The organism is Microbacterium sp. SL62 (genome assembly GCF_026672635.1).
GTDB lineage: Bacteria > Actinomycetota > Actinomycetes > Actinomycetales > Microbacteriaceae > Microbacterium > Microbacterium testaceum_A.
The window spans coordinates 2,451,849-2,475,387 of the sequence record NZ_JAPPRM010000001.1; the positions used below are offsets into that span (position 1 = coordinate 2,451,849).

21 protein-coding genes are annotated in these 23,539 nt (G+C 67.0%); 17 read left to right on the forward strand and 4 right to left on the reverse strand.

Annotated features, from left to right (window positions below; genetic code table 11):
- Nucleotides 1-209 precede the first annotated feature (209 nt).
- Entirely contained in the window at nucleotides 210-1,184 is a 975-nt protein-coding gene (locus OVA26_RS17425) for a Coenzyme F420 hydrogenase/dehydrogenase, beta subunit C-terminal domain (RefSeq protein ID WP_442786057.1), read from the forward strand.
- Complete coding sequence (locus OVA26_RS11780) at nucleotides 1,181-2,455, forward strand: lipopolysaccharide biosynthesis protein (RefSeq protein ID WP_268104181.1); 1,275 nt, start codon at nucleotides 1,181-1,183, stop codon at nucleotides 2,453-2,455. Before OVA26_RS17425 ends, OVA26_RS11780 begins: the two co-directional genes overlap by 4 nt.
- Before the next feature lie 125 nt (nucleotides 2,456-2,580).
- Here the strand turns inward: OVA26_RS11780 and OVA26_RS11785 are convergent, their stop codons facing one another.
- Nucleotides 2,581-3,222 (reverse strand): CPBP family glutamic-type intramembrane protease, encoded by a 642-nt coding sequence (locus tag OVA26_RS11785; protein ID WP_268104182.1) that lies wholly within the window; start codon nucleotides 3,220-3,222, stop codon nucleotides 2,581-2,583.
- A gap of 138 nt (nucleotides 3,223-3,360) precedes the next feature.
- Here OVA26_RS11785 and OVA26_RS11790 point away from each other — a divergent pair, with 138 nt between their 5' ends.
- From OVA26_RS11790 to OVA26_RS11820, 7 genes are all read left to right on the forward strand, one after another.
- Nucleotides 3,361-4,068 carry an arsenate reductase/protein-tyrosine-phosphatase family protein gene (locus tag OVA26_RS11790; RefSeq protein ID WP_268104183.1) on the forward strand — a complete coding sequence of 236 codons (708 nt, stop codon included), beginning with the start codon at nucleotides 3,361-3,363 and terminating at the stop codon, nucleotides 4,066-4,068.
- Nucleotides 4,069-4,245: 177 nt separating this feature from the next.
- The gene (locus tag OVA26_RS11795) at nucleotides 4,246-5,745 is read left to right on the forward strand and encodes a polysaccharide biosynthesis tyrosine autokinase (protein ID WP_268104184.1); all 1,500 of its coding nucleotides are present in this window, start codon (nucleotides 4,246-4,248) and stop codon (nucleotides 5,743-5,745) included.
- An 86-nt stretch (nucleotides 5,746-5,831) separates the two neighbouring features.
- Nucleotides 5,832-7,646: a DUF4012 domain-containing protein gene (locus OVA26_RS11800; RefSeq protein ID WP_268104185.1), complete on the forward strand. Its 1,815-nt coding sequence runs from the start codon at nucleotides 5,832-5,834 to the stop codon at nucleotides 7,644-7,646.
- 219 nt (nucleotides 7,647-7,865) lie between these two features.
- Nucleotides 7,866-8,384, forward strand: coding sequence for an LPXTG cell wall anchor domain-containing protein (locus OVA26_RS11805; RefSeq protein WP_268104186.1), 519 nt, complete (start codon nucleotides 7,866-7,868; stop codon nucleotides 8,382-8,384).
- Nucleotides 8,385-8,528: 144 nt separating this feature from the next.
- Nucleotides 8,529-9,017: a hypothetical protein gene (locus OVA26_RS11810; protein WP_268104187.1), complete on the forward strand. Its 489-nt coding sequence runs from the start codon at nucleotides 8,529-8,531 to the stop codon at nucleotides 9,015-9,017.
- A gap of 49 nt (nucleotides 9,018-9,066) precedes the next feature.
- Entirely contained in the window at nucleotides 9,067-9,987 is a 921-nt protein-coding gene (locus OVA26_RS11815; protein WP_268104188.1) for an SMP-30/gluconolactonase/LRE family protein, read from the forward strand.
- Nucleotides 9,984-10,625, forward strand: a complete 642-nt coding sequence (locus OVA26_RS11820) for a formylglycine-generating enzyme family protein (protein ID WP_268104189.1) — start codon at nucleotides 9,984-9,986, stop codon at nucleotides 10,623-10,625. Before OVA26_RS11815 ends, OVA26_RS11820 begins: the two co-directional genes overlap by 4 nt.
- A gap of 28 nt (nucleotides 10,626-10,653) precedes the next feature.
- Here the strand turns inward: OVA26_RS11820 and OVA26_RS11825 are convergent, their stop codons facing one another.
- On the reverse strand, nucleotides 10,654-11,085 hold the full coding sequence (locus OVA26_RS11825; RefSeq protein ID WP_326493367.1) for a MarR family winged helix-turn-helix transcriptional regulator: 432 nt from the start codon (nucleotides 11,083-11,085) through the stop codon (nucleotides 10,654-10,656).
- A gap of 111 nt (nucleotides 11,086-11,196) precedes the next feature.
- Between OVA26_RS11825 and idi the strand changes: the two genes are divergently transcribed.
- The 7 genes from idi to OVA26_RS11860 are packed head-to-tail and all read left to right on the forward strand — an operon-like array spanning nucleotide 11,197 to nucleotide 16,790.
- Nucleotides 11,197-11,748, forward strand: a complete 552-nt coding sequence (idi, locus tag OVA26_RS11830; RefSeq protein ID WP_268104190.1) for an isopentenyl-diphosphate Delta-isomerase — start codon at nucleotides 11,197-11,199, stop codon at nucleotides 11,746-11,748.
- Nucleotides 11,745-12,812, forward strand: a complete 1,068-nt coding sequence (locus tag OVA26_RS11835) for a polyprenyl synthetase family protein (protein WP_268104191.1) — start codon at nucleotides 11,745-11,747, stop codon at nucleotides 12,810-12,812. Before idi ends, OVA26_RS11835 begins: the two co-directional genes overlap by 4 nt.
- Entirely contained in the window at nucleotides 12,809-13,678 is an 870-nt protein-coding gene (locus OVA26_RS11840) for a phytoene/squalene synthase family protein (protein WP_074696957.1), read from the forward strand. Before OVA26_RS11835 ends, OVA26_RS11840 begins: the two co-directional genes overlap by 4 nt.
- Nucleotides 13,675-15,231 carry a phytoene desaturase family protein gene (crtI, locus tag OVA26_RS11845; RefSeq protein WP_268104192.1) on the forward strand — a complete coding sequence of 519 codons (1,557 nt, stop codon included), beginning with the start codon at nucleotides 13,675-13,677 and terminating at the stop codon, nucleotides 15,229-15,231. Before OVA26_RS11840 ends, crtI begins: the two co-directional genes overlap by 4 nt.
- A 1-nt stretch (nucleotide 15,232) precedes the next feature.
- The gene (locus OVA26_RS11850; protein ID WP_268104193.1) at nucleotides 15,233-15,589 is read left to right on the forward strand and encodes a lycopene cyclase domain-containing protein; all 357 of its coding nucleotides are present in this window, start codon (nucleotides 15,233-15,235) and stop codon (nucleotides 15,587-15,589) included.
- Nucleotides 15,586-15,900, forward strand: a complete 315-nt coding sequence (locus OVA26_RS11855) for a lycopene cyclase domain-containing protein (RefSeq protein ID WP_056230511.1) — start codon at nucleotides 15,586-15,588, stop codon at nucleotides 15,898-15,900. The genes OVA26_RS11850 and OVA26_RS11855 overlap by 4 nt, the downstream gene beginning before the upstream one ends.
- The gene (locus tag OVA26_RS11860) at nucleotides 15,897-16,790 is read left to right on the forward strand and encodes a prenyltransferase (protein ID WP_268104194.1); all 894 of its coding nucleotides are present in this window, start codon (nucleotides 15,897-15,899) and stop codon (nucleotides 16,788-16,790) included. The genes OVA26_RS11855 and OVA26_RS11860 overlap by 4 nt, the downstream gene beginning before the upstream one ends.
- 321 nt (nucleotides 16,791-17,111) lie before the next feature.
- Here OVA26_RS11860 and OVA26_RS11865 read toward each other — a convergent pair whose 3' ends face one another.
- Nucleotides 17,112-20,057, reverse strand: coding sequence for a UPF0182 family membrane protein (locus OVA26_RS11865; protein WP_268104195.1), 2,946 nt, complete (start codon nucleotides 20,055-20,057; stop codon nucleotides 17,112-17,114).
- Between the two features lie 48 nt (nucleotides 20,058-20,105).
- The gene (locus OVA26_RS11870; RefSeq protein WP_268104196.1) at nucleotides 20,106-21,227 is read right to left on the reverse strand and encodes a YlbL family protein; all 1,122 of its coding nucleotides are present in this window, start codon (nucleotides 21,225-21,227) and stop codon (nucleotides 20,106-20,108) included.
- Between the two features lie 183 nt (nucleotides 21,228-21,410).
- Between OVA26_RS11870 and OVA26_RS11875 the strand changes: the two genes are divergently transcribed.
- Complete coding sequence (locus tag OVA26_RS11875; protein ID WP_268104923.1) at nucleotides 21,411-22,862, forward strand: zinc-dependent metalloprotease; 1,452 nt, start codon at nucleotides 21,411-21,413, stop codon at nucleotides 22,860-22,862.
- Nucleotides 22,863-23,539: the final 677 nt, after the last annotated feature.

Below are 23,539 nucleotides of genomic sequence, written 5' to 3' on the forward strand. Positions count from 1 at the left end.
GCGGATGCGGTGGGTGCGAGAGAGTCTCTGCCCGAATATCGATGAGGTTGGACTCCTCAGGTCAGCTACGTCCATCAATCACGCGTCGACGATCAGTCGATCGACAAGAAGCGCGGAACGACAAGGCCGAGGCCGCACTTTTCAAGCGGGTGTGCCCCGGCCGGCTAGTTCGTCTCCCCGGTGAGCCCGATCGACGGCACCACGACGTCATGGGCGAATACGTCGAAGCGTTCTCCGGGGAAGCAACCGACCCTACAACTCGACACGAGGGAAGCAGCGCGGGGGTACTGACGGCGATCAGCACATGGTTGCTCGAGACCGACCGTTCTAAGGGAGTACTTACGGCTACCTCAGACCCGCGGTCGCCAAGACATACGGTCCCGGTGAAAATTACGACACGAGACGAAGCCTTACGCACCGCCGGGTCTCGGTACGCCCCAGTGTCGATGGCAGGCAGATCGGACCTGCAGGCAAACGACGCCTTCGTCGGCAAGCCGTGTGAGGTGGCTGCCATGCGTGCGCTTGACTCAAACAATTCCTTCGATGCTGATCGTCGTCCGTATCTCTCGTTCTTTTGCGCGGGTACTCCGTCCCAACATGACACCGACCGCTTGGTTGAATTTTTAGGTGGTTCCCCCGCCGAAGTGACTTCCTTACGGTACCGAGGTCGTGGATCACCGGGCGACTTCAGCTACACCGACCCTTACGGCTCCGGCGCGCTTAGCTACGCAGAGTCTTGGGGAGTACATCTCGGCAAAAGCCTCCCTTGGCGATGCAAACTCTGCCCCGACGGAACCGGCGGAGTGGCGGACATTGCCGTTGGCGACTACTGGGAGGCTGACACCGCGGGCTTCCCGATCCTCTCGGAGACCGGTGGGACGTCGATCGTCATCGCGCGCACTCACCGAGGCCTCGCGTGGCTGAGGGCCGCTGCAAATGATGGTGTAATCACCCTCCGTCCATTGAATCTCGATAAGGTAGCGGCTACCCAGCCACTACAGCGAGAGCGAAAACTGACGCTCTGGTGGCGCCTCGCGGGGAGAATGCTGGCTGGCCGTCCCGTGCCGTCCTATCGTGGGTTCAGGCTCAGCCGTGTAGCAACGCGAAACCCTCGCGAGGTCCTGCGCGCATTCGGAGGTACGCTTCGACGATCGGTGCCGCGGTTTGCGACGGGAAAGAAGTGAATTTTTCACGCTTCATCGGATACCTAAATCCTTCATCGCCATCCATTGTCGCCATAGGCCAATTTGCGGCTTCGGGCCTGGCTCTACTGAGCGCTCCGATCGTGGCGCGAGCGATCGGGCCGGAAGGGCGAGGGGAAACAGCCGCCGTATTGGCCGTCACCTATATGTGGCCGCTGATTGCCGGGCTCGGCTTGCCCTTGGAAGTCCGTCGGGTCGCCGCGGAATCCGGCGAAGCGCACGTTCTTCGCACGGCCCGCTTATGGATGGCGTTCTCGTTCGCTCCTTCCCTAGGAGTCGCCGCAGTATTGACTTTCACCCTGTTCGACAGCTTCAGCACCCCAGAGCGCCTTGCAGCAGCTCTCGCGATATCAGTTACACCGTTCGCAATATCGTGGATGTGTGATCAGAGTGTGCTCATTAGTCGAATCCAATATGGTAGAGTCGCTATCGTTCAAGTGCTACAACCACTTGTATACGTGACGCTAATAAGCCTAGGGTGGCTCTTCGGCATCATCGGCGTTTCATACGTCTTGATCTCGAATGCATTCGCTGTCGTCGTTACATGTTCGGTTTCAGCGCTTCTGGTTAGGGTTTCGCTCCGCGGGCCTCGGCTGCCGCTTGGCCAAACATTGCGAAGTAGCCTGCCCTTCGCGGGGAACAGCGTCGCTGATGCAACGACGAACCGGCTCGACCAGCTCCTCGCACTCCCCATCATGGGCGGCCAGGCTGCCGGCCTCTACGCTGTGGCGGCAACCGCTGGAGCGCTTGCGATGCCCCTTGGGCATGCGTTGGCAGCGTCTGCCTTCAATGCAGTCGCCCGCACCCCGGCAACGCAGAGAGACTCCGTGATCGTGGTCAGGACGCGGGAGGCGCTGGCCGTCTCGCTCGTGGCCTCTGTGATGGTGATTGCGATCATTCCACTGGGCGTCCCCGCTCTGTTCGGGTCCCAATTCGAGACGGCCGTCGGCCCCGCGATTGTCTGCACTGTGGGAGGCGTCGCAGCAATTGCTGGCTACGTTAACACGCTCTCGCTTGCTGGCGCCGGGAAAGGTAGGGTCCTGATGGGTGCGCAAGTTTTACGACTCATCACCGCTATATCTCTGCTTATCTGGCTGGGCTCGGTGATCGGAGCACTCGGCGCGGCCATCGCCAGTGCGACGGGTACCTGGGTCCTGCTCCTCGCGCTAGCATCGCGCACAAGAGGGGGCCTACACATCTTCGCGATCAGGCCTTCAGACCTTGTCGGGGCAATGCGTCGACTCAGGAGCTGAGTTCGCTCTCCATCCCCACGTCGCACTTACTTTCAACGCGCGGGAGAGGCGGACCTTGACGGTGTCGAACAGGCCATCCCTCGCCTCGATGTTAACGCCAAAGCTCAGTTATCGCGCCACGGTCATCATGCGTAGAGCGTACCCATTCCTTGAAGTACGAGGAAACTGACGTTATAGGAAACGTGGAGGATAACGGCGCCCCACATGCGCCCCGTAAGCAGGACTAGGGACGAACACGCGAGCGCCAAGATAGAAAGCTGTAAACCTTCCATCAACGTAACCGGGGCGTAAAGAGCGTGAATACACACAAATGCTCCCATGGAAACGAAGGAAGCTGCAATGCCTGCACCGATGCTCCCCGTGCTGCGCCGGAGAAGTTGGAAAACTACAACCAGAAGCACCGCCCGGAAATATAATTCCTCCATCAAAGGCCCGCCAACTCCCCGCAGCCCCAACTCCGTGAAGAATTCACGTAACGCGTTCGAATTCGGGCCGATTGCGAGCGAAGGAAATGTCGCAGAATCAGCCCCGCTTAAAATGCCTCCCAGGTAGCGAAGTGCAGCTGCCAAACCAACTCCCCACAGAATGTCGGGCGCACGGATGGCTAGGAGGCTGGCGGGGATTGCTCGCGACATCGCGTACACGACTGCCCCTAATAGTCCTGTCCATAAGGCTATTCCGGACAGCATTTGGGCGATGTTGCTATCAATCCGAGCCAACAGATAGCTCCCAAACGCGCCTATACCTGCAGACGCAAGAATCACCACCAACAATCTGCTATCCCACCGACTTACACCGCGGCCGCCAAGACGCCAGTCGGTTCGCCTACGGCGCCGACGTCTAGCCGAAGTCGCGAACGCGGTGTTCGCGTCCTTCAAGCCCGGCGCAGCAGTAGATCGAGGCTCATGTTCCACGTCGGTAGGCTCGTCATGCACAGCCCAAACCTACTCGTGTGGCGCGGGCGAGACTACATTGCCGGGGCGGTCCTGGAAGGAAAGCTTTTGCTCAAAATCATTGCTGTGTGCACGGGCAACGTCTGTCGGTCGCCACTCGCCGAACAGTTGCTGTCGAAGTCCCTGGCCGGCCTTGATGTGCGGGTGTTTAGCGCCGGCACACGAGCACGTGAGGGGATGGCTATGACAAAGGAGACCGCCGACGTGGCCGTCAGCTATGGCGCATCCGCCGAGAGCGTCGAGAGGCACGCGGCCAAGACGCTGACGTATGAATCTCTCGCGACGGTGGACCTTGCGCTTGCAATGGCCCGGGAACATCGTCGCGAAATTGTGGAGTTGAACCCGTCTCTCACTCGTAGAACGTTCACGCTTCGAGAGCTGAGCCGCCTGTCCGCCGAAATTTCCGACCAAGCGCTTCTTGCCGAGGCTGCACTCGTGCCCGAGCTGTCTTCTCCCAGTTCTCGTCTCACTGCAATGCTTGCCCTGGTAGCGAGCCGGAGAGGAACTACTTTCCGACCCGGCGGTATCGAGGAGGACGACATTGAGGACCCATATCGGAGATCCTTACGTACCTACGAGCGGTCAGCTGGGCAACTCACAGCGGCTCTCCCACCCGTCGAACGGTTGATCCGTCTCGCGCTCAGCACGTCGGCCGCTTGATGCCCGTGAGCTCCCGTCCGGCGAGCCTGTGCGGGCTAGGCCGCCTTTCGAGCGAAGGCTCAGCGCCTGGCGTATTGACGCGCATCGAAAACCGGCTCGAAACATTCCGTGTGACAGACTGAGTTGGATTTCAAGCAGCATCGCCCTGTTCAGGCCGACGCGTCCTCGAGAGGCACCATGGAGCTCAGCGACTACATTCGGATTCTCCGCAAGAACTGGCTCGTCATTCTAGTGCTGACCGCGGTTGGCCTCGGCGCGGCCACTGCATTCACCCTGACCCGCACGCCGACCTACGAGTCCTCCAGCACCATATTCGTGTCGACTCAGGGTGGAAGCACCACCGCGGAGCTCCAGCAAGGCTCGAACTTCACCCAGGCGCGTATCAACACTTACGTTGGCCTTGTGGCGACCCCGGCCGTGTTGGATCCAGTGATCTCCAGCCTTGGCCTTTCGACCACGGCGGAGTTGCTTGCGAAAGATGTCAAGGCTTCCGCGGCTTTGAACTCCACTCTCATCACGATCTCGGTCAGCGATTCGGACCCTGAAACAGCCTCGGAGATCGCAAATGAGACAGCGGTCAGCCTGTCTACGGTGGTACCGCAGCTTGAACCGGCCGTCGACGGCGGCGCCAGCCCCGTCCGACTTACGCGCGTCAGCGCGGCGCAACCTGCTCTACAGCCAACCGCACCAAATGTTCCTCTGAATTTGATTCTGGGAGTCGTTTTGGGGCTTGCAGTAGGTGTCGGCGTGGCTGTCCTTCGAACGACTCTCGATAACCGGGTCCGGACGCCTCGCGACGCCGAACAGATCACTCACGCGCCTGCCATCGGCGCCATCGCCTACGACACCAAGGCGAGAGAGCGTCCACTCATCGTCCATGCGGATCCGCTGAGTCCGCGGGCGGAGTCGTTCCGCGCCCTTCGCACGAACCTTCAGTTCCTTGATATGGGCGGTCGGTCGAGTTTCGTCGTGACAAGCTCGATTCCCAGTGAGGGCAAATCGACCACCACGATCAACCTCGCGATCGCCCTCGCCGACGCAGGAAAGAGAGTTGCCCTGCTCGACACGGACCTCCGTAAGCCGAAGGTTGCCGAGTATCTGAGCATCGAGGGCGGCGCGGGTCTTACCGACGTGCTCATCGGCCGCGCGAAGGTGAACGAGGTCATGCTCCCCTGGGGCGGTCGCAGCCTGTACGTGCTGCCCGCCGGGAAGATCCCACCAAACCCAAGCGAGCTGCTGGGATCCCAGCAGATGACGGTCCTGCTCGAGATGCTCGAACGTGACTTCGACGTGGTGCTGTGCGACGCTCCGCCTCTTCTGCCTGTCACGGACGCTGCCATCCTCGCCCGAGCGACCAGTGGTGCGCTGATGGTCGCCTCCGCGGGCAAGGTTACGAGGCATCAACTCACCGGCGCCACAGAGGCATTGAACACCGTGGGCGCCAAGCTCGCTGGCTTCATCCTCTCCATGGTTCCGACGCGCGGCCCGGACTCCTACTATTCGGGCTACGGGTACGGATACGGCTACGGCTATCGCGAGATCCCTGCAAAGACCAGCCGCTTCTCGAAAAAGAAAGACAGACGCTCCCGGGAGTCGGGGGTTGCTGAAGAAGTGACGCTCGACGAGTTGGGCTTCTCTCCGCGTCGAACCTCGCGAGAGTCCCAGCGCGAGGCCTGACCCGAAACGCTGTCCCCTCGGCATCGACGACATCGTTAGTGCGCCAGGACAAAACCCACACTCGCGCTGGGATGAAAGGTGCCATTGTGAGCTCATCCCCCCTCCCACCGGCCATGCTCACGGCCGGTCGCATCGCAGCGTGGGTACTCGGCGGGTTCCTCATCCTGCTCATCGCGATCACCGCGTGGGTCGGGGTGCGGGGCGTATTGGCATACCAGCACCTTTCCCGCATCGAGGCCGGTATCGCCGATGCTTCCTCTGCACTGGCCTCGGAGCCCGCTGCGGCCGGGGCCACCCTCGCGCGACTCGCGTCTGACGCTTCTGCGGCACACGACCTCACCTCGGACCCCGTGTGGCATCTCGCCGAGAGGACACCCTGGATCGGTCCACAACTCAGTGCGTTCGCGACGGTCGCTGCGGCTGGCGACACTCTCCTCAGCGAAGCGCTCCTCCCCCTTGTGACGGCCGCGCAGGACACCTCTTTCGACGCCCTCAAGCCCGTCAATGGACGCATCGACACAACGGGCCTGTCCGCGCTTGCTGAGCCCGCACAGTCAGCGGCGGCCAAGTCGGCCGAGGCGGCCGAGCAGTTGGGGGGGATCAATCGAGTACCCCTCGTCGGCGTCGTCTCTCGGTCGGTGGACAAATCCACAGAGGTCTTCAATCAGGCGGCAAACGGCCTGGACGCGCTTTCTCGAGCGACGCGTTTGCTACCCGGCCTTCTCGGTCAGAACGGCGAACGAAACTACCTGGTGGTCGTCCAGAACAACGCTGAGTGGCGCTCCTTGGGAGGCATCGCCGGGACGGCGATCCTGCTCAAGACCAATGAGGGAGCGATAAGTCTGGCCGGAACAGAATCCGGAACGTCCTTGTCTAGCGGCATCAAGAATCCCGTCGTCGATCTGCCTGCCGATGTGCAGGGCATTTACGAGACTCGTCCTGCGCGGTTCTTCCAGAATTTGACGCAGATTCCCGACTTCACGTTCGACGGCCCGCTCGCGAGGGAAATGTACCGCCAGCGGACCGGGGTCGACGTGAATGGTGTCATCTCTCTCGACCCCGTCGTGCTCTCGTATCTGCTGAAGGCCACGGGCCCCGTCACGTTGCCCGATGGCGAAACACTCTCCGCTGACAATGCAGTTCAAATGCTGTTGAGCGATGTCTACCAGCGGTACAAGGATCCCGGGGCGCAGGACGCTTTCTTCGCCGGAGCGACCGGCGCTGTCTTCAATGCCTTCTTGGAAGGGCGTGGATCGACCGTCAGCCTGTTCACCGGCCTGGCGACGGCCGCCGATCAGCGGCGGGTACTCATGTGGAGTGCGGATCCTGCCGAGCAAGACATTCTCGAGGGATCATCGGTCGCGGGAGATCTGCCCATCACGGACGGCGAGACAGCACGATTCGGCGTGTACTTCAACGATGGTGGCGGCTCGAAGATGAGCTACTACGTGAAGCCCGAAGTTTCGCTCGCCTGGGATCAGTGCTCACCCGACGATCGGAACACTTCACGTCAGTTGTCGTTGCGGCTGAGTCTCGCCAACACAGCACCCGCCGACGCGGCGACGAGTCTGCCGACGTACGTCACCGCGAACGGCGCGTTCGGTACGGCTCCGGGTACGGCGACGGTGGTGAACAACATCTACCTGCCGGAGGGGTGGGAACTGGTGTCCGCCACGACGTCGGACGGGACCGGGTTCACGACCGGGAGTTTGAAAGGCCGGCAGGTCCTGACATTCGGATTCAGCCTCCTACCGCAAACATCCGGTGACCTCACGGTGGTCGTCCGGGAGACCTCGACCGCCGCGAACGCCGAGGCAATTGTCACTCCTACGGCAGATGCAACGATCAATCCGACAGTCGAAGCCGAGTGCAGCGTGGTCCCCAATGCAACGCTCGGGTGACCCGCGCGACTGCGCAAATGTACCTACCGGTGCGCGTCTGCGTAAATTTACGTAGTCGAAACCTTGACAATTTGCAATCCAGGGAACGCTTAGGCAATACTCAGGAAGGGTCTCAGCACCGCCCACCGCTTCATTGTTGTCCTCCCCTTGCAGCTCCAATGGGATAGCACGGACGCGGACCACCACCTCCCGGTAGCCCGGATTCGAAAGCAGGCATTCATGAAGCTCAACCTCAAAAAGGCTGGCGTCACCGCGGCCCTCGCCGGCGCGCTGCTCTTCGCAGCTCCCGCCGTGGCACAGGCCTACGTCCCGTCCAGCCCCAACACCGTCACGGTCACCGTCACCTCCAACGGACCGGTCCCCGTCTCCGGCTTCCAGGCCGGCGCGCAGGTCACGTTCACGCTCGTGGGTCGCGGCGTCACGGGTGCGAACATCGCGACCGCCAACCTCCCCGTCACCTCGGCTTCGGTCACCAAGACCGCCGACTCGTCGGGTTCGGCCACGGCCACCGTGACGCTTCCCGCAGGCGCCTCGGGCACCTACACCCTCGCAGCGACCGGCGCCCGCGCCGCAGCTGGCGGAGGCGGAAACAACGCTGGCCCCTCGCTCCCCGAGACCGGCTTCGACGCCAACTCGATGCTCGGCATCTGGGTCGGCGGCGGCGCTCTCGTTCTGGCCGGTGGCACGATCGCCGTGGCCACCACGGTTCGTCGCAACCGCGCCGAGGGCAAGGCCTGACGCACCACGCGTTCCTGAAGGGGCGCCGTCGACTTCGGTCGGCGGCGCCCCTTCCTCGTTGATGAAGGCCAGCACCGGCACGCGGCATCCATCCCCCTCCGTCAACCCTGCGCTCCCCCGGGCTCGGCGCGGTTGACTCGAGCCATGGACACGACAACCACCGCTCCCCTCGACGACGACGGGCGTGACGCCGACACCCCGCCGACGCTGCCGTTCGTCCACATGTGGACCGGACTCGACGGCAAGAGCCGGCTCGACGAATCCGTCCTACGGGGATTCGGGATGCAGAGCGTCGGCGGCGGAGCCGACCCGCAGTGGATGCGGCCGTTCCCCGGCGAGGTGTCGGCCGTGCTCTTCGCGGCGCTGCCGGTCGGGTGGGTGGGGCAGTGGCATCCCTCCCCTCATCCGCAGTGGGTGATCCCGCTGCGGGGGCGCTGGTTCCTCGAGACGCAAGACGGCTCGCGCGTCGAGATGGGACCCGGCGACATCCACTTCGGGCAAGACACCGACACCACCGAGGTCGACGGCACGGCCGGACACCTCTCGGGCACCGTCGGCGACGAGCCGTGCCTGCAGGTGCTCATCCAGTTCGCCACGTCGCCGGCCGCGCCCACCGCCCACCCGTTCGGTTGAGCGCGTCAACCCGCCCCACCCGGCGGCCCCCGCACGTTTGACTGGGACCATGCCCCGCATTCCCCTCGACGGTCAGATCCTGCAGAGCGCCCGCTCCCCCGAGGCGGTCGACGTCGCGCCTCCCCGCGTGTGGGACGAACGCCTGAGCGCCGTCCTGCCTTCCGCCTCGCGCCTGCTGTCGCTCTACGGTGACGCCACCTGGGCCGAGGGACCGGTCTGGTGGCCCGAAGAGCGCTCCCTCGTGTTCAGCGACGTGATCGGCCGGCGCACCCTCGCGTGGCGCGAAGACGGCTCGATCGTCACGGTGCGCGACCGCTCGAACTTCGCCAACGGAAACGCGATGGATGCCGACGACCGCCTCGTCCAGGCCGAACACGGGCGCCGCGGCATCAGCCGCACCGACGAGAACGGCACCGAGCTGCTCGTCGACGCCTTCGAGGGCGAGCCACTGAACTCCCCGAACGACCTGGTCGTGGCATCCGACGGCTGGATCTGGTTCACCGACCCCACGTACGGCATTTCGGATCCGCGCGAGGGATACCCCGCCGACCCCGCACTCCCCCACCAGAGCGTCTACCGCTGGCGCGACGGCGACGGCCTGCAGCGCATGATCGACCTCGACCAGCCCAACGGACTGGCCTTCAGCCGCGACGAAAGCACTCTCTACGTCGCCGAGTCCAACGCCGAACGGCTCCCCCGCGTCGTCGCGTGCAGCTGGAATGGCGAGAGCCTCGGCGCCCCGCGCACTTTCGCGACGGTGGATGCCGGCATCCCCGACGGATTCGTCGTCGACAGCCGCGACTGGCTCTGGATCTCGAGCGAAGCGGGCGTCGTCATCGTCGACGGGACCGGCGCGCGCCTGGGCGTCATCCCGACCCCCCACGTCGTCAGCAACTGCACCTTCGACGCCGACGAGAAGCGCCTGTTCATCACCGGCGACAGCGACCTCTGGATGGTGGAACTCGCGTGACCGACGTCGAGATGGCGCGCATCCCCGCCGGCCGCGTACTGCGCGGAGATCTGCGGGGCGCGGAACGACGCGAGATCGTCGTCGACAGCTTCGAGATCGGCGTCTACGCCATCACCGAGGAACAGATCGCGGAGCTGCTCGGCATCCCGTCCCGCCATCCGCGACGCCCCGCGACGCAGCTGAGTTGGCTGCGCGCGATCCGCCTGTGCAACGCGCTGAGCGAATGGGAAGGCCTCGACCCCGTCTACTCGTTCGACGGAGAGGTCGTCACGGGCGACCCCGACTCGGACGGCTTCCGCCTGCCCACCGAAGACGAGTGGGAGTACGCCTGTCGCGCGGGCTCGACGTCATCGGCCTACGGACCGGTCCGCGAGGTGGCTTGGACGGCCGCCGACGGCCTGCGCGCCCCGGCGGACGTCGGAGGACGGATACCGAACCTCCACGGACTCTTCGACACTCTCGGCAACGTGTGGGAATGGTGCGCCGACCTGTACGACCCCGAGGGAGAGAACGACGCGCGCGTGTTCCGCGGCGGCGGATGGTCGGACGCCCCCGCGCAGGTGCGGGCGACCGCGCGGCGGGGCGGGCGTCAGCGGGATGCGTTCGACGACGTGGGCGTGCGAGTCGCGCGGGGGTGAGGCCCCGGGGGCCTTACTGCTTCGCCGGTCAGTCTTCGGTGGTGATGGACTCGGTGAGCGAGTCCATGAACGCCACGATGGTGTCGAGTTCGCCGTCGTCGAAGCGTTCGGCGACATCGCGCATGGCGCCCAGGTGCACGCCGAAATGCTGGAAGAACTCGCGGCGGGACTTGTCGGTCAGCACGACCACGCGGGCCCGCCCGTCCGAGGGGTGCGGCAGACGCTCGAGATGGCCAGAGGCGACGAGGCGGTCGATGAGCTTGGTGGTCGACGCGGTCGAGATGCGCAGGTGGCTCGCCACATCGTGCGGGCTGACCATCTGACCGCGGTACTCGCGGATGGTGAGCATGCGCAGCGTCGCGAGGTCACTGGCGTTCATGTCCATCTCGCCCTTCATGCCCGAGTGCATGCGGTCGAGGGCGTCGCTGAGGGTCTGGACGGCGCGTAAAGTGTGGGTCACGGCGGGCCTTGTACCAGAGGCCGACACAGCTTTCGTCACGGTGGACACCCCCTTTCGGCGTCGGTATAGTCAAGCCTACATCGCTAGCTAAACTAGCAAACGGGAGGCACGATGAGCGAGACCGAATATGTCGTCCTCCTGGACGACTTCGGCAACGAGATCGGCACGGCGCCCAAGGCTACCGTGCACGACACCGAGACACCTCTGCACCTGGCGTTCTCGTGCCACGTGGTCAACTCCGCGGGCGAAGTGCTCGTCACGCGCCGCGCCCTTCACAAGAAGACGTGGCCCGGCGTCTGGACGAACTCGTTCTGCGGCCACCCCGCCCCCTCCGAAGCCTCGCTCGCGGCGGTGCACCGCCGCGCCGAGCACGAGGTCGGCCTGGTCATCCGCGACCTCGAGCTGGCCCTCCCGAACTTCCGCTACCGCGCCGTCGACGCCAGCGGCATCGTCGAACACGAGATCTGCCCCGTGTACATCGCCCGCGCCGACGTCGACCCCGAGCCCAACCCCGACGAGGTCGCCGAGTACCGCTGGGTCGACCCGCTCGAGCTCGCCGCGTCTCTCGAGTCGACGCCGTGGGCGTTCAGCCCCTGGCTCGTCATGCAGGCGCAGCAGCTGCACCTCTTCCAGACCCCTCACACCGTGAGGCGTGCCTCATGATCAGTCTTGAATCCACCCCCGTCGCCCGTCAGGGCATCGACCGCGAGATCGACGGGGCGCTCTCGCGCCTTCAGCGGCGCGCCACCACCCTGGGCGACGGCGCCCGGTACCTGGCATCCGCCATCCGTCGGGCAACCGAAGGCGGAAAGCGCTTCCGTCCCCTGCTCGTCGTCTCGGCCTTCGAGACGCTCTACGGCGACGACGAACACCGCATCGGCGTGTACCAGGTCGCCGCGGCCTTCGAACTGCTGCACACGGCGTTCGTCATCCACGACGACGTGATCGATCACGACACCGAACGCCGCGGCGTGCCCAACATCGGCGGGGAGTTCCGCCAGCGCGGCCTCATGAAGGGCGCGGATGCCGATGGCTCGGCCCTGCTCGGCGACGCGGCCGCGATCCTCGCCGGTGACCTGCTGCTGCACGAGGCCGGACGCATGATCGCCCTCGCGCAACTCCCCGACCGCATGCGCCAGCCGCTGCTCGAGATGCTCGACGACGCCGTTCTCATCTCGGCGATGGGCGAGCTCTCGGACGTGGAGCACGCCGTCTCGTCGGGCGAGGTCGACTCCGAGGCGGTGCTGCGCACCACGCGCGACAAGACCGCCGCGTACTCGTTCTCGGCACCGCTGCAGGCCGGAGCCCTCATCGCGGGAGCCCCGAGCCCCTCGATCTACGCGCTCGAGCGGTTCGGCCAGCGTCTGGGACTCGCGTACCAGCTGGTCGACGACCTCATCGGCGCCTTCGGTTCGTCGGCGGTATCGGGCAAAGAAGAGGGCTGCGACCTGCGCGAGGCGAAGAAGACGCACCTCATCTCGCTCGCCCGCAAGACACCGAAGTGGCCCGAGGTCAGCGAAGCGCTCGCCCAGGCCCACACCGGTCCGATCGCCGTGCGCGCCGCCCAAGAGGCCCTCTCCGAGTCGGGCGCCCGCGCCGAACTCGAATGCCTCATCCTCGACACGCTCGAAGAGGCCCTCATCATCGTCGACTCCTCGACGGTACCGGCCGCGTGCCAGGAGATGCTGCGCGACCTCGTGAAAGCCGTGCAGGAGCGCATTCCGTGAGTCACGCGCCCACGGGCCTCGAGCTGTACTCCCAGACCGCGGACGACGCCGCCGCCGCGGTGATCAACCGCTACTCCACCTCGTTCGGCATCGCCGCGCGCCTGCTCGGGCCCCGCCCGCGCCCGCACGTGCGCAACATCTACGCCCTCGTCCGGGTGGCCGACGAGATCGTCGACGGACCCGCCCACGACGCGGGGCTCAGTCCCGAGCGGGAACGCGCGGTGCTCGACGGCCTCGAGAACGAGGTTCGGGATGCCATCGCCACCGGCTTCAGCGCCAACCTCGTCGTCCACGCCTTCGCCCGGACGGCGCGCGAATGCGGCATCACCGAAGAGCTCATCGCCCCGTTCTTCGCGTCGATGCGCACCGACCTCGACACCGCCGAGCACGACGACCTCTCGCACGACGCCTACGTCTACGGCTCGGCCGAGGTCGTCGGGCTCATGTGCCTGCAGGTGTTCCTCAACGCCGGGATGTCGGCACCCGCCCGGCCCGCCGCCGACCTCGTCGACGGCGCACGGCGCTTGGGCGCGGCGTTCCAAGACGTGAACTTCCTGCGCGACCTCGCCGACGACGCCGACCGCCTCGGCCGCGACTACCTCGACGGCGCGGCCGACGACGAACGCCGAGTGGCCGTTCTCGATCGCATCGACGCCGACCTCGCCGCCGCGGCATCCGTCATCCCCCACCTGCCGCCCGACTGCCGCGCCGCCGTCACCACGGCGCACGACCTGTTCGCGGAACTCTCTCGCCGCCTCCGCTCCTCCCCCGCCGGCGCTCCGCGCGTCCGCGTTCCCGACGGTGTCAAAGCCACCCTCGCCGCCCGCGCCCTTCTGGGCCGCCCCCCGAAAGGTTCACGCTCATGAGCGCCCAGCGCATCGTCGTCGTCGGAGGCGGGATCGCCGGTCTCGGTACCGCAGCACTGCTCGCCGACCGTGGACACGACGTCCACCTCTTCGAGGCGCGTGACGCCCTCGGCGGCCGCGCGGGCTCGTGGGAGAAAGACGGCTTCCGCTTCGACACCGGCCCCAGCTGGTACCTCATGCCCGAGGTGTTCGACCACTTCTTCCGCCTGCTCGGCACGAGTGCCGCCGAACAGCTCGACCTCGTGCGCCTCGACCCCGCGTACCGCGTCTACGGCCCTCCCGGAAAGGGCGAGCCGATCGACATCGTGTCGGGTCGCGAGGCCGTTCGCGCGCTGTTCGAGAAGCACGAGCCCGGCTCGGGCGACAACATCGACGCCTACCTCGACTCGGCGAAGGACGCCTACGAGCTGTCGACGTCGAAGTTCCTCTACGACCCGTACTCGTCGACCAAGGGCCTGCGCGACCCCGCGCTGGTGAAGCGCCTGCCCACGCTCATCCCCCTGCTCACCCGCACGCTGTGGAAGCGCGTCACCACCGACTTCAAGAACACCCGCCTGCAGCAGATCCTCGCCTACCCCGCGGTGTTCCTCGGCGGATCGCCCTTCGAGGTGCCGAGCCTCTACCACCTGATGAGCCACCTCGACCTGGGCGACGGCGTGCTTTACCCCAAGGGCGGCATGACCGAGATCATCACCGCGATCGAGAAGCTCGCGCGCGAGCGCGGCGTCACGATCGAGACCTCGGCACCCGTCGAGGCGATCATCACCGAGTCGGGCACCGCGCGCGGCGTGCGCCTCGCCGACGGCCGGATCTTCGCAGCGGATGCCGTGGTCTCGGGCGCCGACCTGCACCACACCGAGAACGAGCTGCTCGAAGAGAAGGACCGCCAGTACCCCGAGAAGTGGTGGAAGGACAAGGTGCCGAGCCCCGGCGCCCTGCTGCTTCTGCTCGGCGTCGCAGGCGAGCTGCCGCAGCTCACCCACCACACGCTGCTGTTCACCGACGACTGGCACACCAACTTCGACGCGATCTTCGGCGAGAACAAGAAGATCCCCGACCCCGCGTCGATCTACATCTGCCGCCCCAGCGCCTCAGACGACTCCGTCGCGCCCGAGGGACACGAGAACCTGTTCGTCCTCGTCCCCGTGCCCGCCGACCCCGACAGCGGCCGCGGAGGCGTCTCGGGCGCCGGCGACGAGCGCATCGAGAAGGCCGCGGATCGCGTCATCGCGCAGATCGGCGAATGGACCGGCATTCCGGATCTCGCCGAGCGGATCGTCGTGCGCAAGACCATCGCGCCCGAGGACTTCAATGAAGATCTGCACGCCTGGCACGGCAACTCGCTGGGCCTTGCGCACACGCTCAACCAGAGCGCGATCTTCCGCCCCAAGAACCGCTCGCGCAAGGTCGACAACCTCTACTACGCCGGCACCTCGGTGCTGCCGGGCATCGGCCTGCCCATGTGCCTCATCTCGGCCGAGCTCGTGGTCAAGCGCCTGACGGGCGACACCACCGCCGGTCCCCTGGCGGAACCCGCGCGCGCGGCGGTCTGAGGTGCCGGGGATCTACCTGGGCGCGATCCTCTTCTCGCTGATCGGCATGATGCTGATCGATGGGAAGTACTCGCTCGCGCTGCGGGTCGCTCCTCTCCGCACCACGATGGCGGTGCTGGGCGGGACGGTGTTCTTCCTCGCGTGGGACCTCGTCGGCATCGCCACGGGCGTGTTCGTGAAGGGCGAGAGCCCGCTGTTCGTCGGCGTGATGCTCGCCCCGCACCTGCCGCTCGAGGAGCTCTTCTTCCTGCTGTTCCTGAGCTACCTCGCGGTCGTGATGTTCGCCGTGTTCGAGCGGCGCGCCGCCGCACGGACTCGCCGCACCGACGCCCCGGCGGTCGAGAGGCGGTCCGCGTGACCTACCCGCTCATTGTGCTGCCGTTCGTCGTCGTCACCCTCCTCGTCACCCTCGCCACGCTCCGGCGGCCGCGGTTCCGTCAGCGGATGGCATCCTCCGCTCTGACGGCACTCGTGCTGGTGGGCCTGACGCTCGTGTTCGACAACCTCATGATCGCCGTCGACCTGTTCTCGTATCCTCAAGAGCACCTCAGCGGCCTGAAACTCGGGCTCGCCCCCCTCGAAGACTTCGCCTACCCCCTGTGCGCGGCGTTCCTCGTGCCGGCGCTGTTCACCCTCTTCGCTCCCCTGCCCTCGAAGGACACCGCATGACCGCCCCCGCCGCCCTCACCCCCGGCCGCGTGCTGCGGGAGCTCTTCGTGTCGTCGCGACCGGTCAGTTGGATCAACACCGCCTTCCCGTTCGCCGCCGCCTACCTGCTGACCACGCGGACGATCGATGCGACGCTGATCATCGGCATCCTGTTCTTCCTCGTTCCCTACAACCTCGCGATGTACGGCGTGAACGACGTGTTCGACTACGAGTCCGACCTGCGCAACCCCCGCAAGGGCGGCACACACGGCGCCGTGCTCGCCAAGCGCATGCACCCCATCACACTGTGGGCCTCGGCGCTGTCGTGCCTGCCGTTCGTCGTGTACCTCGTCATCATCGGGTCACCGCTGTCGTGGCTCGTGCTCGCGCTCAGCCTGTTCTTTGTCGTGTTCTACTCCGCGCCGCCGCTGCGGCTCAAGGAGCGCCCGTTCGCCGACTCGATGACGAGCAGCATCCACTTCTTCTCGCCCGCCGTGTACGGGCTCGTGCTCGCGGGCGCCGTGTGGACGCCGCAACTCGTGTTCGTGCTGATCGCGTTCGCGCTCTGGGGAATCGCCTCGCACGCCTTCGGTGCAGTGCAGGACGTCGAAGCCGACCGCGCCGCCGACATCTCGTCGATCGCGACCGCCCGCGGAGCCCGATGGACCGTGCGCTTCGCCCTCGTCGCCTACGCCCTCGCCGGGGTGGCCATGCTGTTCACCGCCTGGCCCGGGCCCCTGGCCGCCGTGCTCGTGGTGCCCTACCTCGTCGTGTGCTGGCCGTACCGGAACGTCACCGATGCCGAGAGCGACAGCGCCACCGCCGGCTGGAACCGCTTCTTGTGGCTGAACCAGATCGCCGGCTTCGGCACCACGATGTTGCTGATCTGGTGGTGGTTCCTCAGCGCGTGAGCGCGTGCGGCGCGGGTCGGGCGCATCGCGCTCGGCCCGGCGAGACTGCAGCTCGCTGACGAGAGGGCGTCAGGTTGACGCGGGTTTGTCAGCGAGATGCAGTCTCGGCGCTTGGGGGTGCGTGCGAGGCGGGGCGCTGCGGTGCGTGAGCGTGGGGCGCTGCGGCGCGTGAGCGTGGGGCGCGACGGGGTGCGTCGGGCAGTCCGGCGCGTGAGGGGCGCGCGGCGCGCACGTAAGCGCGGGCCGCGCGCGCCGTGGGCGGCGGCGGGAACGACGACGCCGGCGCCCCGCGGGAAGCGGGACGCCGGCGTCGAGGATCGATCAGCCCGCGGGCGTGGCCGAGGGAGCCGGGGTCGGCGTGGTGCTGGCCGTGCCGCCCTGGCCCTGCGACTCGAGGTCGAGCAGGCGCTGGACGGCCGCGGTGAGGCGGGCATCCTGCGTCGCGAAGCCCGCGAGGTCGCCGCTCGTGAGCGCCGCCTGACGTGCCGTGAGCGCGTCGCGCGCCTCCTGCAGGGCAGCCGCGTAGTCGCCCGTCGGAGCCGGGGTGCCCGACGATCCGCCCGAACCGCTGTTCTGGTCGGTCGGGGTGACGGTCTCGTCGCCCGTATTCGCGCCGGAATCACCGCCGAACAACGTATCGAGCGCCTCGCTGAGCGTGTTCTCGAACGCGATCTTGTTGCCGAAGGCGACCAGCACGCGTCTCAGCTGCGGGAGCTTCGTATCACCCGACGACTGCACGAACACCGGCTGCACGTACAACAGACCGCCACCGACCGGGAGGGTCAGCAGGTTGCCGTTGAGCACCTGCGACTGCCCCTGTTTCAGAATGTTAATCTGCGACGAGACGTTCGTATCGGAGTCGAAGGTGTTCTGCACCTGGCCGGGTCCGGGCACCGTGGTCGACGAATCGATCACGAGCATTCGGAGCTTGCCGTAGTCGTCGCGTTTCGTCCCCTGCTGATTACCCGCATTGGAGTCGACGGCGAGATAGCCCGTGAGCACGTTTCTCGCCTGCCCGCCCTGAGACGCCGGGATGAAGCTCGTGAACATCGAGTACGACGGGTCGTCCTGGTTCGGCATCTTCATCGTCAGGTAGTACGGCGGCTGGAAGGTCGCCGGGTCCTGCGGGTCGTTCGGGGTCGTCCAGCGGTTGTCCTGCTGGAAGAACGAACGCGCGTCGTCGACGTGGTACACGCCGAGCATCGAGCGCTGGACCTTCATCAGGTCGGTCGGGTAGCGCACGTGGCTCATGAGGTCGGCCGACATGTCGGTCCACGGCTTGACGGTCGTGGGGTAGATGTTCTGCCACGCCTTGAGCAGCGGGTCCTGGTCGTCCCACGCGTACAGGCTCACCGAGCCGTCGTAGGCGTCGACCGTGGCCTTGACCGAGTTGCGGATGTAGTTGATGTCATCCAACGCGTAGGTCGGAGCCGGGTTGTTCGAGTCGGCGATCGCCCGCGAGAGCGAGACGCCCGAGGAGTACGGGTAGTTCGCGCTCGTGGTGTAGCCGTCGATGACCCACTTGATGCGCCCGTCGACGACCGTGGGGTACGGGTCGCTGTCGAGCGTCAGGTACGGCGCGAGCTTCTGCACGCGCTGCTTGGGGTTGCGGTCGTAGAGGATCTGCGAGTCGGAGTTGACGTAGTCCGAGAACAGGATCTGCTCCGACTGGAACTTCAGCGCGTAGATGAGGCGGTTGAAGACGTTGCCGACGCTGGGGCCGCCGTTACCGGCGAAGGTCGTGCGCGTCTCGTTGCCGCCGTCGGCGCCGAGCGGGTAGTCGAGCTCGATGTTCTCGCCGCCCTCGGGGCCGCCGACGATCGAGTACGGGGGCGACTGCTCGCCGAAGTAGACCCGCGGCTCGTAGTTGAGGTCGGTCAGGAAGCCGGTGCCGGGGATGGCCTGCTCGAGGAAGACCGGGTCGCCGTCGGCGGTGCGCTCGTTACCGGCGGCCGCAACCATGCCGTAGCCGTGCGTGTAGACGAGGGTCGTGTTCTGCCACGAGGCCGCGTCGCCGAGCTGACCGATGTTCAGCTCGCGCAGCGACACCACGGTGTCCTGCGTCTGGCCGTTGATCGTGTAGCGGTCGACGTCGAGCGGAGTGTTGAACTGGTAGTACGCGCGGTACTGCTCGAGCTGGCGCACGGTCGGGCCGATGATCGCGGGGTCCATGATGCGCAGCTGCGCGGTGGACTCGGCGTCGTTGCGCAGCTGACCCGCCTGGGCCGTCGTGGTGGCCTGGAAGTTCTCTTTCTCGATGTTGTCGAGACCGTACGCGGCCTTCGTCCCGTCGAGGTTGCGCTGGTAGTACTGGCTCTCGAGAGCGAGCTCGTTCGGACGCACCTGGAACGTGGTCACCGCCCACGGGATGGCGGCGCCGACGACGATCGCCGAGACGACCAGCAGCGCGGTACCGATCAGCGGGTAGCGCCAGCGACCGAGGAACGCCGTGACGAAGAACGCGAGGGCCACGATGACGGCCGCGATCGCGAGGATCGTCTGGCCGGGGATGACGGCGTTCGTGCCGACGTAGCCAGGACCGGTGATGCGCTCCGACGGCTCGACGAGCGTGCGGAAACGGTCGAGCCAGAGGCTCGCACCCTGCAGCAGCAGGTAGAGGCCGGCGAGGATCGCGAGCTGGATGCGCGCGGCCTTCGAGATGCGCAGCTCGCGCTGGCCGACGCGCACCGAGCCGTACAGGTACGAGACCACGCCCGTGAGCAGGAGGCACACCAGCACCACCGCGGACGCGAAGCCGAGGGCGGCGGCGTAGAACGGCATCCCGAACAGGTAGAAACCGGTGTCGAGACCGAACTGGGGGTCGGTGGTGGAGGTGGAGACGCCGTTGAACCACAGCCACGTGGTCTCCCACTGGGCGGAGGCGGCGAAGCCCGCGAAGAAGCCGAAGAAGATCGGGATGCCCCACATCGCCAGGCGGCGGAGCGGCTCGACGACCTCCTGATAGCGGTCGAGCTGCGAGCTCAGACGCGCGTACACCGGCCGCAGCCGGTAGGCGAGATGGATGACGCCCCACACGGGCAACGCCATCGCGACAAAACCGACGACGAACATCACGCTCCGGCCGATCCACTGGGTGGTCAGCACGGTGGTGAAGCCCAGCTGCGAGAACCACAGCCAGTCGGAGTACAGGTTCGCGAAGACGAAGAACGCCACGACGAGCGCTGCGATCACCGCCAGAGTGATCGAGATGATCCGTCGAGAGCGGTTAGGAGGCGTGGCCTGATTCGGCGCCGAGGTCGTGGTCACCCGTCCATCCTAGGCGCGCCCCGCCTGGGGTTCGCCGTGAAAGGACGATCACGAAGTACACGTCGGCAGGGCGTCGAGATCGCCCCCGTCGCGGATGGTCTCGAGCACGGTGAGCGACTGCTTCAGCGTCGACGTCGAGAACACCCGGATGCCGTCGGGCACGTGCCCCACGACCTCGTTGCAGTTCGCCTCAGGGGCGAGGAACCAGGTGGCCCCGGCATCCCGAGCTCCGTAGAGCTTCTGACGGATGCCGCCGATCGGGCCCACATTGCCGTCGGCGTCGATCGTGCCGGTGCCGGCGATGTGCTGGCCACCGGTCAGATCGCCGGGCGACATCTTGTCGATGATGCCGAGCGCGAACATCATGCCGGCGCTCGGGCCGCCCACGTCGTTCAGCTGGATCTTCACGTCGACGGGGAGGTCGAACGTCATCATCAGTCCGACGCCCAACAGGTACTGCGTCTGACCGTTCACCTCGGTCTGCCGGGGCGTGACCTGGACGGTGGATGCCGTGCCATCGCGCTCGTACCCGACGGTGACCGGGGCTCCGGCGGCCTTCTGCACGGCGGCGCGAACGTCGTCGATGTTCGAAACCGCCGCCCCGTCGACGGAGGTGATGACGTCGTTCTGCTGCAGCAGGCCCTTCGCGGCCCCGGAGTCGTCGATCGTGCCGACGGCGATCTCCTGCGGGACGTCGTACCCGAGCTGCCGGAGGGCCGCGGCGCTCGCCTCGAGCTGCGAGTCGGTCATGAGGGCGGCGTTCTCGGTGTTGCGCTGCTCGGTGCTCTGCCCCGCGGGGAAGATGCGGTCGATCGGGACGACGGCGCGCGAGCTGTCGAACCAGGCCGAGGCCAACTCGATCCACGACGGAGTGTGCTCGCGGTTGCCGCTCACCTGGACGGTCAGCAGGTCGAGCTGACCGGTACTGGTGGAGTCCTTCTCGTCGGGCACGGTGATCAGGGGCACCTGCTGGCCGTCGGCCGACGCGGTGGTCCCGAGCGTGTTGTAGACCGGGCCGGGCTGTTGGATGACGTACGCCGAGGGCAGGAACGTCATCACGAACAGCACGATCACGGCGATCGTGAGCGACCAGACGCCGACGACGGTGCCGCGCCTCCACCGCTGTCGAGGGGCGGGCACGACGGAGACGTTCTCATCGAACAGGGTCACGGTCTCAATCCTTTGCCGGGTCGTTCGCGCGCGGCGTAAGCGGCGACAGGCCGGGCCGACAGATGCGGGGAAGCGTGCGACTAGCGTAGGACTCGTTCCCCCAGACCTGGCTGAAAGGCGGCTGAAGTGGCAGACGACAACCCCGGCGGCGACCGGAGCCCCGAGGACGAGTTCCAAGAACTCATGCGCCGTCTCATGTCAGGCGATGTCAGCGGAATCGACCCCGAACAGCTCTCGCGGCTGTCGGGCATGCAGATCGATCCCGCGATGCTGCAGGCGGTCATGGCGCAGTTGCAGGGCGCCTTCGCCGGCACCAACGAGGGCGTCGACTGGAGCCTGGCCGAGCGCCAGGCCCTGCACATCGCCAACCAGGACGGCCTGGGCGTGACCAGCGGTCAGCGCACCGACATCGACCAGGCGTTCACCCTCGCGGCACTGTGGCTGGGAGAGGCCACCTCGATCAGCGACCTCCCCCGTCCCCCGCGCGCCGTCACTCGCGGCGCCTGGGTGAGCGCGACCCTGCCCGTCTGGCAGGAGCTCGCCGAGCCCGTCGCGACCAGCATCGCCGACGCCCTCACCGCAGCCCTCGGACAGCAGGCCCCCGACGACATGCAGGAGATGATCGCCGGAGCCGGTCGCCTCATGCGCACCGTCGGCGGGTCGCTCTTCGCCACCCAGCTCGGCCAGGTCGTCGGCCGACTGTCGACCGAGGTCGTCGGTGGCGGAGACGTCGGCATCCCCGTCATGCCCGACGGTGAGGCCGCGATCCTGCCGCAGAACTTCGCCGACTTCGGTCGCGACCTCGAGATCCCCGAGGATCAGCTGGCCCTCTACCTCGCGACCCGCGAACTCGCTCACGCGCGCCTGTTCCGTCACGCCCGGTGGCTGCGCCTGCACGTCATCTCGCAGGTGCGCGACTTCGCCCGCGGCATCCACGTCGACACCGCCGCCCTCGAAGACCTCGCCTCGCGCTTCGACCCGACGCAGCCCGAAGAACTGCGCGGCGCCCTCGAGAGCGGTGCCCTACTGCCCGAGCGCTCCGAAGAGCAGACCGCGGCCCTCACGCGCCTCGAGAACCTGCTCGCCACGATCGAGGGCTGGGTCGACGTCGTCACCGAGGACGCCACCTCGCGGCTGCCCTCGGCCGGACGCATCGCCGAGGCCGTGCGCCGCCGCCGCGCGGTGGGCGGTCCCGCCGAGCAGGCGCTCGGCGCCCTCGTCGGCCTCGAACTGCGCCCGCGCCGCATGCGCGAGGCCGCGGCCATGTGGCGCGCCGTCACCGACGCGGTCGGCGTCGACGGTCGCGACGGGCTGTGGGACTACCCCGACCTCATGCCGTCGTCGGAGGACATCGACGACCCCGCGGCGCTCATCGCGCGCCTGACGGCCGCCTCGCGCGGCGAAGCGGCCCCCTCCGACGCGATGGACGACGCATTGGCGCAGCTGCTCGCCGAGGAAGCCGACGGCGGTCGACGCGACGGCGAGAGCGAGAGCCCGGATGCCGGGACGCCCGGCGCTGCAGCCCCGGATGCCGGGAGACCGGATGCCGGGAGCGCGGGCGACGCGGCGGGTGACGCCGGACGCGACGGCGGCGATGACGATGGAGCGGCTCCGGGAGACCAGCGCCCGGTGTGACGCGGGCCCGGGGCGCCGATGGCCGTTGCGCGCGGCGGACCCGGTGTGACGCGGACCCGGGCGCTGTTGTGAGCGCCGAGCCGGCTTCGAGCTGACGCCCGTGGGGAGGACGACGTTCCTCCCCACGGGCGTTTCGCCGTTTTCGCCCTGGGGACAACGGCATCCGAGATCTCGAGCGACGCGATGATCGGGCGATGATCAGACTCGATTCCGCCGCTCCCCCGCTCTGGCGCGCCGACGGGAGCATCCAGTTCGGCGCCCCCGCGGTGGCCGTCTCGCCGTTCACCGGCTCGTGGGTCGACGTCGTCGTCGCGGCCCTGGCCGAGGGGACGAACCCGGCCGCTGTGCGGGGGCTCGCCCGCGTGCACGGAGCCGGGGACGGCGAGGCCGACGCCTTCCTCGCGGCGGTCGCGCCGGCGTTGGCGCGGAGGACGCGGCATCCACCCCTCGCCCTTCACATCGACGACGACCTGCCGGCGCGGGCGACTCGCGCCGTGCTGGCGGCATTGCCCGCCCGCTCGCGGGTCGTTCCCTGGGCAGGACCGGCGACCGAAGACGTCGCCCCCGGAACGCGGGTCGTTCTGCTGGCCGCTCACCGGGTCGACCCGCGACGGGCGGGGCCGCTCGTCCGCGACGACGTGACCCACGTGCCCCTCGTCCTCGACGGGTCAGGCGCC

What these genes read in the sequence shown, in the direction of transcription:
- OVA26_RS11810 (WP_268104187.1), top strand. Translation starts at nt 8,529, where the DNA reads ATGGACACGACAACCACCGCTCCCCTCGACGACGACGGGCGTGACGCC.
- OVA26_RS11815 (WP_268104188.1), top strand. Translation starts at nt 9,067, where the DNA reads ATGCCCCGCATTCCCCTCGACGGTCAGATCCTGCAGAGCGCCCGCTCC.
- OVA26_RS11835 (WP_268104191.1), top strand. Translation starts at nt 11,745, where the DNA reads ATGATCAGTCTTGAATCCACCCCCGTCGCCCGTCAGGGCATCGACCGC.
- OVA26_RS11790 (WP_268104183.1), top strand. Translation starts at nt 3,361, where the DNA reads ATGTTCCACGTCGGTAGGCTCGTCATGCACAGCCCAAACCTACTCGTG.
- OVA26_RS11860 (WP_268104194.1), top strand. Translation starts at nt 15,897, where the DNA reads ATGACCGCCCCCGCCGCCCTCACCCCCGGCCGCGTGCTGCGGGAGCTC.
- OVA26_RS11875 (WP_268104923.1), top strand. Translation starts at nt 21,411, where the DNA reads ATGCGCCGTCTCATGTCAGGCGATGTCAGCGGAATCGACCCCGAACAG.
- OVA26_RS11805 (WP_268104186.1), top strand. Translation starts at nt 7,866, where the DNA reads ATGAAGCTCAACCTCAAAAAGGCTGGCGTCACCGCGGCCCTCGCCGGC.
- crtI (WP_268104192.1), top strand. Translation starts at nt 13,675, where the DNA reads ATGAGCGCCCAGCGCATCGTCGTCGTCGGAGGCGGGATCGCCGGTCTC.
- OVA26_RS17425 (WP_442786057.1), top strand. Translation starts at nt 210, where the DNA reads ATGGGCGAATACGTCGAAGCGTTCTCCGGGGAAGCAACCGACCCTACA.
- idi (WP_268104190.1), top strand. Translation starts at nt 11,197, where the DNA reads ATGAGCGAGACCGAATATGTCGTCCTCCTGGACGACTTCGGCAACGAG.
- OVA26_RS11795 (WP_268104184.1), top strand. Translation starts at nt 4,246, where the DNA reads ATGGAGCTCAGCGACTACATTCGGATTCTCCGCAAGAACTGGCTCGTC.